This is a genomic window from Runella sp. CRIBMP, from assembly GCF_009905605.1.
GTDB lineage: Bacteria > Bacteroidota > Bacteroidia > Cytophagales > Spirosomataceae > Runella.
On sequence record NZ_JAAAKZ010000011.1, the window covers coordinates 25,701 to 42,728 of the forward strand.

General features: G+C 48.2%; 13 protein-coding genes. 7 read left to right on the plus strand and 6 right to left on the minus strand.

The genetic code is table 11. The features are described from left to right. Nucleotides 1-24: 24 nt before the first annotated feature. The 3 genes from GVN20_RS21210 (at nucleotide 25) to GVN20_RS30045 (ending at nucleotide 7,140) form a co-directional block, all read left to right on the plus strand. On the plus strand, nucleotides 25-3,384 hold the full coding sequence (locus GVN20_RS21210; protein WP_229599143.1) for a TonB-dependent receptor: 3,360 nt from the start codon (nucleotides 25-27) through the stop codon (nucleotides 3,382-3,384). A 20-nt stretch (nucleotides 3,385-3,404) separates the two neighbouring features. Then, the gene (locus GVN20_RS21215; protein WP_166560280.1) at nucleotides 3,405-5,021 is read left to right on the plus strand and encodes a RagB/SusD family nutrient uptake outer membrane protein; all 1,617 of its coding nucleotides are present in this window, start codon (nucleotides 3,405-3,407) and stop codon (nucleotides 5,019-5,021) included. A gap of 229 nt (nucleotides 5,022-5,250) precedes the next feature. Beyond that, the gene (locus GVN20_RS30045; RefSeq protein WP_310586841.1) at nucleotides 5,251-7,140 is read left to right on the plus strand and encodes a glycoside hydrolase family 97 catalytic domain-containing protein; all 1,890 of its coding nucleotides are present in this window, start codon (nucleotides 5,251-5,253) and stop codon (nucleotides 7,138-7,140) included. Between the two features lie 56 nt (nucleotides 7,141-7,196). On the opposite strand, the gene GVN20_RS21225 is transcribed toward GVN20_RS30045, so the two are convergent. The 4 genes from GVN20_RS21225 to GVN20_RS21240 all read right to left on the minus strand — a co-directional run bounded on the left by GVN20_RS21225 (nucleotide 7,197) and on the right by GVN20_RS21240 (nucleotide 9,969). Further along, on the minus strand, nucleotides 7,197-7,784 hold the full coding sequence (locus GVN20_RS21225) for a nuclear transport factor 2 family protein (RefSeq protein ID WP_166560281.1): 588 nt from the start codon (nucleotides 7,782-7,784) through the stop codon (nucleotides 7,197-7,199). A 61-nt stretch (nucleotides 7,785-7,845) separates the two neighbouring features. After that, the gene (locus tag GVN20_RS21230; protein ID WP_166560282.1) at nucleotides 7,846-8,256 is read right to left on the minus strand and encodes a hypothetical protein; all 411 of its coding nucleotides are present in this window, start codon (nucleotides 8,254-8,256) and stop codon (nucleotides 7,846-7,848) included. Between the two features lie 64 nt (nucleotides 8,257-8,320). Beyond that, nucleotides 8,321-8,911 carry a Crp/Fnr family transcriptional regulator gene (locus GVN20_RS21235; protein ID WP_166560283.1) on the minus strand — a complete coding sequence of 197 codons (591 nt, stop codon included), beginning with the start codon at nucleotides 8,909-8,911 and terminating at the stop codon, nucleotides 8,321-8,323. A 191-nt stretch (nucleotides 8,912-9,102) separates the two neighbouring features. Then, on the minus strand, nucleotides 9,103-9,969 hold the full coding sequence (locus GVN20_RS21240; protein WP_166560284.1) for an AraC family transcriptional regulator: 867 nt from the start codon (nucleotides 9,967-9,969) through the stop codon (nucleotides 9,103-9,105). A 245-nt stretch (nucleotides 9,970-10,214) separates the two neighbouring features. On the opposite strand from GVN20_RS21240, the gene GVN20_RS21245 reads away from it, so the two are divergent. The 4 genes from GVN20_RS21245 (at nucleotide 10,215) to GVN20_RS21260 (ending at nucleotide 13,887) form a co-directional block, all read left to right on the plus strand. Beyond that, nucleotides 10,215-10,463, plus strand: a complete 249-nt coding sequence (locus tag GVN20_RS21245) for an alpha-L-fucosidase (RefSeq protein WP_229599144.1) — start codon at nucleotides 10,215-10,217, stop codon at nucleotides 10,461-10,463. A gap of 154 nt (nucleotides 10,464-10,617) precedes the next feature. After that, nucleotides 10,618-11,223, plus strand: a complete 606-nt coding sequence (locus GVN20_RS21250; protein WP_166560285.1) for a gluconate 2-dehydrogenase subunit 3 family protein — start codon at nucleotides 10,618-10,620, stop codon at nucleotides 11,221-11,223. Nucleotides 11,224-11,239: 16 nt separating this feature from the next. Then, entirely contained in the window at nucleotides 11,240-12,958 is a 1,719-nt protein-coding gene (locus tag GVN20_RS21255; protein WP_166560286.1) for a GMC oxidoreductase, read from the plus strand. Nucleotides 12,959-13,113: 155 nt separating this feature from the next. Next, on the plus strand, nucleotides 13,114-13,887 hold the full coding sequence (locus tag GVN20_RS21260; RefSeq protein ID WP_166560287.1) for a DUF1080 domain-containing protein: 774 nt from the start codon (nucleotides 13,114-13,116) through the stop codon (nucleotides 13,885-13,887). A 94-nt stretch (nucleotides 13,888-13,981) separates the two neighbouring features. Here the strand turns inward: GVN20_RS21260 and GVN20_RS21265 are convergent, their stop codons facing one another. Together GVN20_RS21265 and GVN20_RS21270 are read right to left on the minus strand one after the other, a co-directional pair. Beyond that, nucleotides 13,982-15,523: an alkaline phosphatase family protein gene (locus GVN20_RS21265; protein WP_166560288.1), complete on the minus strand. Its 1,542-nt coding sequence runs from the start codon at nucleotides 15,521-15,523 to the stop codon at nucleotides 13,982-13,984. Nucleotides 15,524-15,543: 20 nt separating this feature from the next. Further along, nucleotides 15,544-17,028, minus strand: a complete 1,485-nt coding sequence (locus GVN20_RS21270; protein WP_166560289.1) for a SusD/RagB family nutrient-binding outer membrane lipoprotein — start codon at nucleotides 17,026-17,028, stop codon at nucleotides 15,544-15,546.

Consider the following 17,028-nt stretch of genomic DNA (forward strand, 5'->3'; position numbering starts at 1 on the left):
AATCACAAAAACCTCTGTAAATCAATGAAAAAAAGATTACAAATCAAAAAAAAAGGGCTCCAACTCATGAAACTCACGCTCATACAGTGCTGCATTGCGATGATTTTCGCGGGGGTGTCGCTGGCAAGGGATGTTTCCGCTCAGGAATTGCTGAATCGTAAAATCAGTATTCAAATTGAAAATCAGGACCTTTTGAGCGTTCTGACCACAATAGAAAAAAAAGCCAATGTAAAATTTACGTACCGCCCCAAATTGATCGTTTCGGCACCTAGGATCACCATCAGTGCCTCAAATGAGCCATTGGAGGCAGTATTAGCTAAAATATTGATTCCGTTCAAGATCAAATACAAAGTGATCAGCAATCAGATTATCCTGTCGAGGGTTACGGCATCCTCCCTGAAAGAACTGGACCTAACTGAGGTGCCCTCCCCAAACGTCGAAGCCTTTACAGAACAGGTCGTTACAGGAAAAGTAACCGATGAAAACGCCGTTGGGCTGCCCGGCGTAAGTATTCTGGTCAAAGGTACCCAGCGCGGTACGACCACCAACGCCGACGGCGAATTTAAAATTGCCGTTCCTGACGAAAGCGCTATGTTGATTTTTTCCTTTGTGGGTTACCTTCCGCAGGAAATTACGATCGGGAGCCGTACTTCCGTTACCATCAGCCTAAAAGCCGACATAAAAGCCCTGGGTGAAGTGGTCGTTGTGGGCTACGGAACACAGTCACGCCGAAACATCACTGGCTCAGTGGTGAGCGTAGATCTGAAACAGATGGAAGGGTTGCCCAATACCAACATCGCTCAGGCACTGCGCGGCCGCGTGGCGGGGGTGCAGTTTACCGACAACGGCCGGCCCGGTCAGGGAGGCAGCATTTTGATACGCGGACAGCGCTCCATTTCGGCCAGCAATAATCCGCTAATCATTTTAGACGGTATCTTCTTTGAAGGAAGCCTGAATGACATCAATCCCGGAGATGTTGAATCCATGGAAGTGCTGAAAGACGCTTCCGCAACCGCTATTTACGGCGCGCGGGCGGCCAACGGGGTGATTTTGATTTCTTCCAAAAAAGGAACGACCGAAAAGCCGACTATTCGTTTCAGTACTTTTTACGGAACCTCGAATTGGAGTTATCGACCCAAATTATTGACTCCTGAGCGGTACATTCAAAAAACATTGGATTGGCGCAGCCAGAGCGGTCTGGAAGCAGACCCGGCAAAGGTTTCCAATTACCTGACCATTACAGAAGCCAAAAACTACGCTGCTGGCAACACCGTTGATCCATGGGAGGCCGCTTCGCAAACAGCGGGAGTTCAAAACGTAGATCTGAGCATTTCAGGCCGTACTGGAAAAACCAATTATTTCATTTCCGGAAATTATGCTGATGAAAAAGGGCTGATCTATAATGACAATGCCAAACGGATAGGTGTACGAATCAACCTTGATAATCAAATCACCCGTTGGCTCAAAGCAGGGGTAAACGCCCAGTATGCCGAGCGAGATCTGTCGGGCAATGAAGCGGATATGAGTGTAGCCATCTGGACCTCACCCTACAATGATATCTGGGCCGATGAAGCCAAAACCGACCCCAAACCGTTGGGCAATGAAGACGGTTTGGTGGGGAGTATTCTACTGAATGCCGTCATCAACAAGAATCGGGAGATTCAGCGCAATCTGTTCGCAAATTTCTACGCGGTGGTTGATTTCCCATTTATCAGCGGCTTGTCGTATCGTATCAATTATTCGCCAAATTACCGCTGGTACAACCTGGATAACTTCAGCCCAATCTATGACCGCAACAGCCGGAAAGAATTGGGAAATGCCAATCGACGTGCGGATTTCACCAACGCTTGGGTGTTGGAAAACATCATTACGTATGATAAAAGAATCGGAACGAATCAAAATGTGGATGTTACTTTACTGTATGGCCGTAACCAAACTTTTACCGAATCAATAATAGGCTCGGGAACGGATTTTTCAGGATCAAGCGATGCCAACGGCTGGAATAACCTTTCACTGGCCAAGATTCAGACTTCTGCTTCATCGGCGTCGGCGGTGGATGCGATTTCTTCAATGGCACGCGTCAACTACCGTTTTATGGACAGGTACCTGCTTACCCTAACGGCACGACGCGACGGCAACTCGGTATTTGGAGCCAACAACAAGTTCGGAGTGTTTCCATCGGCAGCGTTGGCGTGGATTGCATCCGAAGAACCCTTTCTGAAAAATATTTCGGCCATTAACCTGCTCAAAGTCAGACTTTCGTACGGTTCAGTGGGTAATCAGGCGATTTCAGCCTATCAGTCGCTTACCCGACAGGGACAGGTTCAGTACGTTTACGGCGACGGCGGCTCTACCTCTACCGGTCTTTTTCCTGCCAATTTAGCCAATCCTGACCTGGGATGGGAAACGACCACCACCGCCAATTTTGCCGTTGATTTTGAGCTGTTTAAAGGAAAAGTGGGAGGAGCGGTGGAATACTATAACATGAATACCCGCGACCTTCTGCTGACCCGCCAACTGCCAGGCCCGACAGGATTTTCGTCCATCCTGACCAACGTCGGAGCCACAAATAACAAAGGCATTGAGGTAACAATCAATACGCTGAACGTTCAAAAAGGTAAGCTGGAATGGTCAAGCAACATTGCCTTTTCCACCAATAAGAACCGAATAGTACACATTTACCAAAGCGATGCCAACGGGGATGGTATTGAAGACAACGACATCAACAACCGCTGGTTTATCGGCCAGCCGATTTCGGTGGCCTATGATTACAAAATTGATGGCGTATATCAGGTGGGGGATCAAATTCCTGCCGGTCAGAAAGCTGGGTTTTTCCGGATGCAGGATGCAAACGGCGACGGGAAAATTGATGTAAATGACCGTCAGGTATTGGGAACACTGCAACCAAAATACCGCTGGAATATAACAAACAACGTTCGTTACGGTCCGTTTAATCTGATGTTTTCAATCAATGCCCTGCAGGGATGGATCAATACAAACAACCTGCTGGCGCTGGATAATGCCGCCGGCGGTAATGGTGCGGGTAACTTCCCAGGCCGGGCCTCAAATTTTCTGGATGCAGATTGGTGGACTCCGGAGAATAAATCCAACACGCGCTCTTCTCTGGTATACACCAATCCTTTTGGACACGCGTATTATCAAAACCGCGATTTTGTACGAATTCAGGAAGTTTCATTGGCGTATGATTTTCCCCGTTCCCTGCTGAATCGAATGAAAATGAATGGCTTAAAAGTATACCTGAGCGGCCGGAATCTGTACACATTTACCGAATGGCAGGCCATGGACCCCGAAAGCGGACAGGGTTCGCGGGGGGCGTTTCCTACACCTCGTACAGTATCTGCTGGTTTAAACGTAAGTTTTTAGTCCCTTTTACTATTGAAAAGATGAAAAAATATATTCAAATTTCCCTGAAAGGATTGCTTTTAATTCCTTTTTTCCTGCTCACTCAAGCCTGCGATGAAGCGGTTCTGAATGAAAAACCCCTTTCATTTCTTTCACCGGATGTTACACTCACCAACAATGCCGGTTTCCAGAGTGCAATTACGGCCCTTCATCAGGCCGTGCGTGAAGTAGCGGGTATCGACGATCAAAATGCGTACTGGTCGGTTTATTTCGGTACCGATATTGGGTCCATCGGGGTCAGAGATGCCTATTTAAGAAATTACGAAACCCAACTCACCCCTACGTTTACGGGTGTCAATCATTTTTGGGATTGGGGGTATTTGAATCTTTTGCCGAGAGCCAATCAGATCATCGACTATGCACAGCGCCCTACGGCGGTTTGGAGCGATGAAAAGCAAAAAAATGCGGTCATTGCCGAAGCCCGGTTTTTCAGGGCCTATGCCCACAATATGCTCACCAATCTGTACGGAGATGTGGTGATTGCTGATAAAATTGCCACTGGCCCCAAAGTCGATTACCAACGAAGTCCGAGAAAACAAGTGCTGGAGTTTGCCAAGGCCGACCTGGATTTTGCGTCTCAGTGGCTTCCGTTGGCAGAGCCTCAACCCGGCAGAATCGTAAAAAATGCCGCTGACCATTTACTGACTGAGGTAAACATCAGTTTGGGAAACTACGATAAAGCTATTGAGACCGCTACGTCTGTTATTAATTCGGGACGGAACCAACTCATGACCCAACGGTTCGGCACGCAGCGAACCCAACCCGGGGATGTGTACTCCGACTTATGGAAAGACGGAAATCAAAACCGTTCGGGCGGTAATCTGGAAAATATATGGGTGATTCAGTACGAATTTCAAACTCCCGGTGGGGTGACCGTTTCTGGAAACGGACGTAACTGGTTGCGGTGCTGGGGCGCACGCTATTTCGACGCCCGTGATCCCGATAATGCTTCTGGGATGCTGATCGTTGACAGTCTGGGGCGGGGTGTAAGTTGGATGCGGCCGAGCAATCATGTATTGTATGATATTTGGAAAGAAGACCCCAACGATATGCGTAACTCACAGTACAATATCCGTCGCAAATGGTACTATAATAATCCGGCCTCCAAGCATTTTTTGAAGGAGGTCAAATATCACCCGAATTTGGATACGCTGTACCACATATACCCCGCTTTCCGAAAGGTGGAAGGGCTGTCTTTGGGAGGAGCTACCAACGGACGGACCTGGAATGACTGGCCGATGATGCGACTGGCGGAAACGTATTTATTACGCGCCGAGGCTTATTTAATGAAGGGCGATAAACAAAAGGCGGCCGATGATCTCAATGTCGTCAGGGCGCGGGCCAAAGCTAAACCGGTAGCGGCAGACCGGGTCGATCTGGACTATATTCTCGACGAGCGTTTGCGGGAACTGATCGTGGAAGAACCTCGTCGACTGACGTTAAGCCGAATGGGCAAACTGGTGGAAAGGACTAAAAAATACAACGGTTTTGCCACTACGATCAATACCATTCAACCCAAAAACGCCCTATTCCCTATTCCGCAGAAGTTCATTGATGCTAATTTTGGTGCAAAAATTATCCAGAATCCCGGGTACTAAACACATTTCATAGAATTAAAAAGTAGATAGTACCTAAAATCACCGTCTAAGTGTCGGCGGTGATTTTAGGTACACTTCTGCGAAAGAAAACGCACATGGAAAAGCGGTGAATAAAAAAGGTTTCCTTTTTTGGCAAATTATGGCAAAATTAGTAATACCATAAGCATATATGGATTAAGCTTGCAGAACCCGGCAAAAATGAATTGTATCTTTTTAACTTACCTGAAGCGTGAATACTATCTTAAAAATAACCTCCCTTTTTAGTTTACTCATTTGGGGAACGCTTTCTTCACTCCGCGCTCAATCCGATTCCCTCAAGGTGATTTCCCCCAATGGCCAACTCACTTTTACGCTGACTCTCAAAGACATAGAAGCAGAAAAGTCCGTCCCTTTTTACGAGATTATGTATCAGGCGCGGCCCGCGATCGCCTCATCCCGATTGGGGTTAAAAACATTGCCAACTGGTTTTGGGTACAGCGATTGGTCCAAAGAACTGCGAATCACAGGGACGGCAAAAAGAAGTCAAACGGCCAAATGGCAGCCCGTTTACGGAGAGCAGAGTCAGTATAATGACAATTTCAATGAACTGACCCTAACCTTCCAACACACCGATTTGAAACGAAAAGGATCGATGCAATTGATTATCAGGGCGTATGATGAAGGCATTGCTTTCAAGTATCATTTTCCCGAAGAATTAAGTACGCAGATTCTGGAATTTGGTGATGAACTCACCCATTTCACCCTGCCGCCTGATACGCAGGCGTGGCACACTCCCGCAGCACAGGCAGAATACGAAAAAAAGCCCCTGAAAGATTGGAAGAAATCGGCGGAACTACCCCTGACGCTGGAGCTTTCTAACGGGCTGTACGCAAGCATTGCGCAGGCAGAACAGGTTAATTATCCCCGCGTTAGATTAATAACAACCGAAAAAGAAAATGTTCTGAGAACCCAACTCTTTGGAGAGGTGGTGGAAACATCGCCTTTCTCTACTTCGTGGCGAGTGGTGATGGTGGCCGAAACACCCAGTCGGCTTTTGGAAAACAATTACCTGATCCTGAACCTGAATCCGCCGTCTGAAATCCAAAATACGGCGTGGATCAAACCAGGGCTGGTCATGCGGGAAGTCACCCTTTCGACCGACGGGGCAAAAAAACTGGTGGATTTTGCCGTAGACCAGCTGATCGATTACATTCATTTTGACGCGGGTTGGTACGGATATGAATACGAGGTAAAGGAAGATGCCACCACTGTTACAGTTGATCCGCGCCGCAACCCTAAAGGAGACCTGGATTTGCAGGAAGCCATTCGGTATGCTGCCTCCAAAGGCATAAAGGTGATTCTGTACGTGAATCACCGTGCATTGGAGCGGCAACTGGATACGTTATTACCCCTCTACAAACGTTGGGGCGTAGCAGGAATCAAGTACGGGTTTGTGCATACCGGGTCCCATCGCTGGACTGCGTGGCTGCACGAAGCGGTGAAAAAAGCGGCCAAATACGAAATGGTGCTGGACATCCATGACGAGTATCGACCCTCGGGATTCAGCCGAACGTACCCGAATTTACTGACGCAAGAAGGGGTTTTGGGGAATGAAGGGTTTCCCGACGCTACCCACAATACCGTGCTGCCCTTCACCCGTTACATTGCCGGAGCTGCCGATTATACGTATTGTTTTAACGTGGAAACGATTCGGCCCGGCATAAGCAAAACGACCAAAGCGCACCAATTGGCGCTGCCGGTCATTTATTACAGTCCCTTACAGTATGTATTTTGGTACGGCAAACCGGAACATTATCCCAACAAAGATGAAATTGAATTTTGGAAAGGGATACCGACCGTTTGGGACGAAACAAAAGTAGTGAACGGGCGGCCCGGCGAATCGGTCACGGTAGCCCGCCGGAAAGGAAGCGTCTGGTACGCCGGCATCATTACCAATAACCAAGCCCGCACCGTTGACCTTACCTTTTCTTTTTTGCAACCTGACAAAACCTATACGGCCACCCTTTACGAAGACGACGGCACGGGAAAAATTAAACGAACTGATAAACGCGTTACTTCCACTTCTGTACTTCCGCTTGTATTGGCACCGGCTGGCGGGGCTTGCCTCAAAATTCGGTGAAAGGCCTATAAGGTTAAATCCCCACTCGCCGGCGATTTAATCTTACATGAGTTGCATTAAAATTTAGGCAGCGGCTGAATCAAACCTTTGTAATCAGGTGCATCCTGGTAGACGGTGTGATAGGTTCGTTTGATAAACACCCATTTTCCGTCTTCTTTGATCAATTCATCTTCGTACATCGACAGGTTATAATTACCGTGTTTATCATCCGACCTGCGGGCCACTTCATTGACATATACCCGCGCCGTTGCCGTATCACCATTGACTTGAATAACCAAAGCGGAAGGCATCTGCACGAAAAAATCCCAAAGGCCAAGCATTTTAATGACGGAAGCCCCCATGTTTTCTTTCCCTTTGAATTCGACATTGATGGGCGGCCCGATTTTCCAAACTCCTTCTTTTGCCCAGAGAGATTGAAACTGTTCTCCGTCCTTACGATTGGCGGCGTCACTGAAGCGGTAAATAGTGTTTCGAATTTCTGATTCGTCCAGCAATTGGCGGTGCTGAACTTTCAGATTGTCAAAGTCTTTTTGAAGTTGTTCGGTAGATTGCCCGGTCCGTTGATTACAGGAGTTCAGGGTGAAAAGGGTCGTCAGCAGTAAGCCGATAGCGACTTTTTCGGTAAAGGATGGGATGAAATGCATAACTTAAAGGGTTTCGGAGTTGATGGATAAGCTGAAATGAACAAAAAACACGGCGGCCGTCTTATCCACGGGCAAACCATTGCGGATATACAAAGCCAAAATATTCCTCAAAGCCCGTCAAAACGCCCGCTTCAAATGTCAAAGCGATCAGGTTGAATCCGTCGTAAGGCTGGGCTTGGTTCATGACTGTCCCCGCCGAATCAAATTGAAAAATAATATGGTTGTTTTGGGCAGTGACCCGTAGGCTGCGAAAGCTTAACTCATTGGGCGAAAGGGTTCGGTCGTCCATCAGTTTCAGGAACGTTTCACGGGCTGAGTGCCCATCGTGCCTGCCCAGTAACGGATGTGAGAAAGCAATGAATCCTTCGGTGATAAATTCTTTCATTTGAACGTAGTCGCCGGTTTTTTCGCCCGTTTGCCAAGCGGTAAAAACAGTGATACCTGCAGACTCCAAAGCGGTGGAGTTGTTCATTTTAAGGTTTTATTTTAAAAACATTTACCCGAAATGAATGTTCAAAAAGAGCCAAAAAGTTACCTTATGGCAACTTTTTGGCTCTTTTGGCCCGTTTTTTTCTGAGTCTGCTCAGTGATGTATGGGTAATTCCCAAAAAGGAAGCAAGGTGTTTTTGCGGTACCCACTGACTGTACATCGGGTTTTTCAATAACAACTCATAGCGTTCTTCGGCCGATTGGTATTGAAACTGAATGATGCGGTCAATAATGTGTACAACCGCCTCCCCCCAGATTTTAGCCTGAAAGGTCTCCCACTGTGGTACCGATTCCGAAATACGCTGAAACGCTTCCTTTGAGATTCTGACGTATTCAATGTCGGTCAGGGCCTGAATGAAAAACTTCGAGGGTCTGCCGCTGATAAAACTCTGAATATCCGATCCGATATAGCCTGGAAGAGCAAACCATACGGCCACCTCTTTGCCTCGGCTATCTTTGAGGTATACGCGCGTGCAGCCTTTGGTGATCAGGATGAACTCTTCGGATACCTCCTCTGCACTGAGCAGTATACGGTTTTTTTTTGCTTTTTGCAGATCAAACCGAGAAGCAATGAATTGAAGTTGCTCGTCGGTTACGTCAATGTAGTGTTGGATAAAGGTATACAGGGCGGAAAACATAATAAGGGAGGCTTGAAACGGGTAACTGTTCAGTAAGGCAGCGGCGGGTTAGGGTTATAGGGCATCTTAATGAGAATCGTAACGGATCTGGCTAAAAAACTTTCCGAAAAGGAATCCCTTACCAAAGAGGGGAGCGCTTCAGAATCGGGCAGAAAGGTATACATCGGTGTAGTTCACTCGGTCCCCAAAACTTAGGCAATGTATTCCCGCTGGTACTGGATCGGGCTTTTTCCGGTCAGACTCTTGAAATATTTATTAAAGTTAGAAAATGTATGAAAACCGCTCTCGAAGCATATCTGGGCAATACTCAAATTATTTTCCCGAAGCAGTTTACACGCATGCCCTACCCGGAGCTCCAGCAGAAACCGGGAATACGTTTTGCGGCTGCGGCTTTTAAAATACCGACAGAACGAATTGGGGCTGATATTGGCTACCGCCGCCACTTCTTCAATACTGATCTTTTGCTGAAAATGCGTAAGCGAATAGGTATATATACGATTAATGCGGTCGGTGTCGTCCTCGTCGAGTTGGGGCGTTTGAAAAGTGGTGGACAGTAGCTCATAGTCATGGCTTTGCGCCAGAATATCCAAAATTTGGTACAGGGTAATGAGTCGGTTGCCGGAGGTTTGATGCAGTAGCGACTGAATAAGTTCCCGGCTGGTATCCCGAGCGCTGTCCAAAAATCGAATGCCGTGTTTGGCCCTTTGGATTAGTTCGGCAATGGCTTGATTCTCAGGAAGGGAAAGAAAGGTGCTGCCCCACATATCCCCCAAAAAGTGTACCACCGTCGCCTGAGCGTAAAGGTCTTCATTTCCCTGAAAATACTTTTCATCGCAGCGCCAGTAATGCGGCAGATTGGAGCCGATCAGCAGTACATCACCGCTGTTGAAATGCTGAATGCTGTCGCCAACAAATTGAGTACCAGAGCCCTGTTCGATATGCAATAATTCCAGCTCTGGATGATAGTGCCAGCGGTTATAAAAGTATAGCACCACATCACGACGTACACTGAATGACTGAGCCAATGCCTTCGATACTTTTAATAATTGCGGTTTCATGGAAACAGAATTACAGTATTTGTAAACAATGTTTAATTTGATGCCAAAATAATGGTAAATATTGCCAAAATAGATGAATTTACACTTGATTCTATTTCATTTTTTTGTTGAAGAATTCTATTCTGGCTATTTTTTACCGATAAAATAATTAAATCTCAGACGCACAGAGAGAACCAAGGAAAACCGTCTTTCCGATAAGCTCTTAATTTTACTTTAATCTCGTCTAATTCAACACTTTCTTACCAATGAAAAAACTGCTGATTTTAAGTATTGCAGTAATCTTGTCACTCTGTGGATATGCACAAAAGACCTATCAGGCCGATTGGGCCTCCATCGACAGCCGCCCCGTTCCGTCGTGGTTTGAAGATGCCAAATTCGGTATTTTTATCCATTGGGGAGTGTATTCCGTGCCTTCCTACAGTCCGACCGTCAGAGACAGCGTCGGAATCTATGACCGCTATGCCGAGCATTATTGGCGAAGGCTCTACAACTGAAAAACACGTGTTTTATTTGGGAACCGTATTAGTGGAAAAATGAAAAAAACGGAGTAAGGCAATTCGAAGGTAGAAAAATGGGTAATAGGACCTTTTCTAATAGGCGACAGTTGTTGGTGTGGCCGTCCGATTAACAACCAAAATTATACAAATAATGAACAGAAGAGAATACATTAGTCACGTAGCCGTTTTACTGGGGGGAGCGTTTTCGATGCCCACCCTGCTGGCCATAGAGCGTTTGGAATATCCTCGTGCCGAAGCACCGGCAGCCGTGTTTCAACTCAATAATATACAGCGTACAATTGTGGCCGAAGTGGCTGAAATGATCATTCCCCAGACCGAAACGGCGGGTGCAAAAGAGGCTGGTGTACCGTCATTTATTGAACTCATGCTCAATGACTGTTACCGTACGCCCGTGCACCTCAGTTTTATTGAAGGTGTCGAGGAACTGCGGGCAGCGGGCTTTTTAACCAAAAACGGGGCTGAGAAAACGGAACTGCTGCGTAAGGTTGAAAAAGATACCAAAGAGCTCATGAAAGCCTACAATATGCAGCAATCAAAAATGGGCGACAACGAAGACCGTGAATTGATGAAAGTACAGACAAAAGGTCTTCCTTTCTGGCGACTGATGAAAGAGCTGACTCTGCTCGGTTATTTCACATCCGAAGCGGGCATCAAAGGTTCTTTTGAGTACGTGCCGATTCCCGGAAAACTGGAAGAGGTAAAAATCAAACCCAACCAAAAAATCTACGCATACTAATATAAACGGTCTGAAAATGAATTTAAACCTGACAGTGGATAAAACGCACCGATACGATGCGATTGTGGTCGGCTCGGGCATGACAGGAGGCATGGCGGCCAAAGAACTGACCGAGAAAGGCTTAAGCGTGCTTATGATTGAGCGCGGGCGTGAAGTCAAACACATTGAGGATTATGACACGGCCATGAAAGCCCCGTGGGAATTTGCTCACCGTGGGAAAGTACCCGTTCATTCGGCGGAAGAATTGTGGGCCAATAACCGTTTCGGGACGCTGGCCAACGAAGAAACTGGGCCGTTCTTTACCAACGATAAACAAAATCCTTACATCGAAAAACGCCCTTTCGACTGGATTCGGGCCTACCATACCGGTGGTAAATCCATGCACTGGGGGCGACAGTCGTACCGCTGGAATCGTAGAGACTTTGAGGCCAACGCTTTGGAAGGCATCGGAGTGGACTGGCCGATTCGCTACGATGACCTAGCCCCTTGGTACACCCACGCCGAAAAATTTGTGGGCATCAACGGCAGTAAAGATAATCTGGAAGTGCTTCCCGACGGTTTTTTTCTGCCTCCCATGCCGATGTATTCGCCCGAGCGGCATTTTACGGAGAAAGTAAAGACAAAGCTGGGTCGCCCCGTCATCATCGGGCGTACGGCCAATCTAACCAAGCCTCAACCCTGGCATATCGCTCTGGGCCGAGCTACCTGCCAATACCGCAGCAAATGCGCCCGGGGCTGTCCGTACGGCGCGGTGTACAGCTCACTTTCGGGAGCCATTCCTGCCGCCGCCAAAACCAAACGCCTTTCCATGCTGCACGACAGCATTGTGGCGGAAGTGCTCTACGATGAGAAAAGCCAAAAAGCCAAAGGGGTTCGGGTGATAAACCAAAATACCCTCGAAGTCAGTGAATATTTTGCCAAAATTATTTTTCTCAATGCAGGCTCAATGAATACCGCCGCGTTGCTGCTGAACTCCAAATCAAGTCGCTTTCCGAATGGTTTGGGCAACGACAGCGATCAGGTAGGCCGTAACATCATGGACCACCATTTGGGCGTCGGAGCCAACGCTTCCATTGAAGGCTTTGAAGAGAATATCGTCTTCGGTCAACGCCCCAATTCCCTTTATATTCCCCGTTTCAGAAACTGGGGCAATGACCGACAAACGGCTTATCTGCGCGGCTTCGGGTACCAGGGCGGGGCAAGTCGCAGTGACTGGAAGCGCGGCGCGGGGCAGGATGGTTTCGGGGCCGATTTCAAAAAGGAAATGACACAACCCGGCATGTGGAGCATCGGTTTTGGCGGTTTTGGGGAAGTACTGCCTAACCCTAACAACCGGATGTACCTTGATTCGGAAAAAAAAGACAAATGGGGTATTCCGATGATCGTGTTTGATGCCGCATTCGGTGAAAACGAAATCGCCATGCGAAAAGACATTGCCAATTCAGCGGCCGAAATGCTGGAAGCGGCAGGATTCAAATCCATTACAACCTACAACCGCCCCGAGGTTCATTTAGGTCTGGGCATCCACGAAATGGGTACTGCCCGTATGGGGAAAGATGCCAAAACGTCGGTTCTAAATAAATACAATCAGATTCACGCCTGCAAAAACGTGTTCGTCACCGACGGGGCGGCAATGGCTTCCTCTTCCTGCGTCAATCCTTCGCTGACCTATATGGCCCTTACGGCCAGGGCGGCCGACTTTGCGGTGGCGGAGCTGAAAAGAAAAAATCTGTAGTCAGCAGAGTGGCAAGGCATACTGGGTTTACATCTTTGAAACTTACCCGTAAACCTAAGAGGAGCGGGTGAGTTTCAAAGAAATAGGGAAACGGTTATTTTTCGTCGTTTTGCCGCTTTTGTAATACCTACACAAACCGGTATACAAGAATGGAAATGAAAAATACTTTGCTTTCCCTGTTGCTTTTAACAGGCAGTACCCTTACTTCTTACGCTCAGAAGACGGATTGGTCTAAAAAGAATTGGTCCAAGCCCGAAGCAACTGAGTTTTGGGACGTAAAACCGCCTATCGTTACTCCGGCCCAAAAGCCTGGTGATGCCCCCTCCGATGCAATGGTTTTGTTTAACGGTACAACGATGAATCAATGGGTAATGTCCAAAGACGGTTCTCCGGCCAACTGGAACCTGAAGGACGGAGCCATGACTGTGAAACTGAATACCGGTGATATTCAGACCAAAGAGCAATTCGGCAGTTGTCAACTGCACGTTGAATTTAAAATTCCCGCCGATTCCAAAAATTCTGCCGACCCGCATAACGCTGGCAACAGCGGGGTTTTCCTTCAGGAACGCTACGAAGTGCAGATTTTTGATTCATACCAAGATGAAGTGCCGCTTTACTCCAACGGCCAATGCGGAAGTCTATACAAACAGGCCATTCCGCTGGCCAACGCATGCAGCCAGCCTGGTGAGTGGAATACTTACGATATTTTTTATACCGAACCCTCTTTTCATCCCAACGGAGCTGTCAATGTTCCAGCGTATGTAACGGTAGTTCACAATGGTATATTGGTCTTGAATCACTTCCAAATTCAGGGCCCGATCGCTTACATTGGCGTGCCTAAGTACGAGCCCCACGGCAAAGCGTCTCTAAAACTTCAGGGACACGGCAGCGAAGTCAGTTTCAGAAATATCTGGATTCGACCTTTGTAACTGTTTTTTGAGGTAAAGGTAAGCCAGTCTTGGCCGCTGTTTGCAGAACTTTCACAGGATTCGATCGGCAAACAGCGGCCAAAAAAATGCAGGCTTAGGGCTTACCAGCGGGTACCCTTTCCACTTTGGTATGATCAACATAGGCATGCTTTCCCAGCAGGGTTCGCTCTACCCGCAAAGTATACGTGCCGCCAGGATAGGGAGCGGTTGAAATGATCGTTTCTTTTTTGGCAATCGGGGTCTGCTGCTCCGTCTCTTCCGTCAATAATTCGTGAAATACCCGTCCGTCCATGCTTTCAGGAACTGGAATATGATGAATATGCAACACCGTAGGCACAATATCAATAAAAGACGTAGGCAACTCACTCTCAGTTGCCTTTCTGAAACTCGGCCCGCCCGCAATCAGGGGTATGTGCACTTCGTAAGGGCTGAAACAGCCGTGGCCCGCGATGCCGCCGCTGTAGCTTGAACCGGCATACCCCATGCCGTTTTTGTCATCATTCCAATTATAATCTACCAGAATATCAGCCGCCCGCTCGGCATGATTCCAGTGAACGGCATCAAACGAAACAGTACCTTTTACCCATCCTTTTGTGTCGCCCGGACGATCCGCCTTTGTGAAAATGCCCCCGATCCATTCCTGAGCCTGTAAAGCGGAAACAATTTTTTCGATCATTGGCTTATCGTGGTTTTGAACATACACGGCCCCGCCGACCACCACAACATCGTCACTTTCTTTGTCTTTTTTTAGGCCCGATTTGATCAGAAATTCGGCAATTCCGTTTTTGCCAATGTGTGTAACGAATCCGTGGTCGGCGGAAATAATGATGTTGAAATGATCGGTAAGTCCTTTGCGTTCCAATTCAGCCAGGATTCTTCCGAACTGCTCGTCGACGGATTTAATGGAGGCCATGGTCTTGGGAAAGCCGATGCCGTCACCGTGGGCCGTCCCGTCGGGGTCTGAAAACCATATAGTACTCACCAGCGGGCCGTCCATTCGGAGTCCGTATTTCAGTAAGGCGTCCGTAACCCATTGATGTTGAGGTGAATTGGGCGTGGCATGGGCGGGAATCGGTCCAATCTCTTTTTCCAAAACGGGTTTCAGGATTTCGGGTAAGATCAGCCCGGGATTGACCACTGCGCCGCCGCTGACCTTATGGTTTTGCAGAAATGCCTGTCCGGTAGAGCCGGAACTGAATACCATCATTTTGGCTCCGGCCTGTTGCAGAGCTTCTCCCATGGAAACGGTGGTCAGAAGCTGGTCGTTGGTGACGGTCGCCACCTTCATGAGCTCGGAAGCATCTCCGGTATTCAGCCCTTTGGTGGCATTGATTTGCGGAAAATAGACGGTATTTCCCATCAATCCGTGGGTGGCCGGATAGCTGCCCGTGGCAAAAGAAGAAGAGTTGACCCGGGTAACGGTCGGAAAAACGCTGTGGTGGTGTTTTCCATAAATGCCCTTTTTACGGAATGCGTCGACATTCGGCATGGTTTGCGGGGTAATATAATCTGGACGCAGACCGTCAAAAATAACGATCAGTGTTCTGAGGGAGTCCGGTGCGGTCTGGGCCGTTGCCGTACCAAGGTTCAGAAGAGCGGCCAGTAGGACCGCCAATGAGGTGAATTTAGGAAGCATATCGCTGCGTTTTAGTTTATTTATTTTTCCCACCATACTTTTATGTCACTGTTGTCTCCGCCCATGGAAGCCACCGCCGCCGAAAGGCCTTCGGGATTCAGGGATTGGAGATACGTAGGATATGGCACACGGCTTGGAAATTTATTTTCGGCCGGAATACCCGTGCCGCGCGGTAAGACCGGATAGCCCGTACGGCGTTTTTCAAACCATGATTGGTAATCTACAAAGAAAAAGGCGTAGTATTTTTGGAGCATAATCTGCTCCAGTTGCTTTTCTGCGGGGGCAGCGGCATCGTAGGCCACTCCCTTTTGGTTTAAAAAACCGGCAGGCAGTGTGGCCCCCCACTGCACCATAGAAGAAGCTATGCCGGCTTCGTAATGGGCTTTGGGGGTTTTGCCAGTGCTGTATCCTTTGAGGGCAAGTTCCGCCCGGATAAATTCCGTTTCGGCAAAAGTCATCATGATACCAAGCTGCGGCAGGGTTTTGAGGGCGTCGGTGTAACTGGAATTTTGACCTACCACGTATTCCAGCGTGGTGGGATAACCGCTCTGAATGCCCCTAAAAACAGGGGTGCCGTTGACGGTGACCGGAATAGCCCAAACGGCACGGCGCGGGTCCTGAACGGCATTGAGGGGTTCGAGGAAAAACTCGGTAAAATACGTACCTTCTCGCCAATCGAGGGTGCGGGCATTATAATAAGGATTAAAATACGGGAAAGTGCCCGGGTAGCGAAAAATGGCATCATCGGCTGTAGCCGTAAAAGTGGGGTATTTTGCAGGGTCGGCCAGTATACCGTTGAGCTGCTCTTTAATGTTCAGCTCGCCGTCGCGCTTCAGGAGTCGGAGCAACAGGCGAAGCCGGAGCGAATTGGCAAACTTTTTCCATTTTTGGATACCGACATTTTTGCCACCGGTCAGTGCGTTGGCGTTGTAGACCAAATCACCGCCGTAGGTCAGGGCTTTGGTATCGTCAAAGAGGCTGTTGGCCGTTTCCAGGTCTTTCAGAATCTGTGTATAAATATCTTTTTGTTTGTCAAAGGCAGGTTTGAAATTTCCTTCGGTCGCTTTGATGGCCTGCGAATAGGGCACATCACCATACAGATCAGTCAGAATTGAGTATGCCCAGCACTTATAAATGAGGGCAATGCCTTTGTAATTATTCTCTTTGAGCCGGTCGGCAATGGCGTACATATCCTCAATGTCGGTCAGGTTTTGGTAAAGACCCGACCATGCCCCTGCGCCAGGATTGACGATATACCGGTGCAGGCCCTGCCCGCTCGTGCTGGCACGCGGGGCATCTACTTGCATTAGCTCGTGGGTGAAGTTGCGGGCCGCCGATACCCCGTTGTTGACAATTCGGTACTGTAACTGCCCAAGAATAACCCCCGGATTAACCTGCTCGGGGCGGTTGGGATCGGCGTTGATCTCCTCAAAGTTTTGGGTACATGACGTCAGAGACGCAATGATGATGAAGAGCAAAACGAGGCGTTGCGGTATATTTTTCAT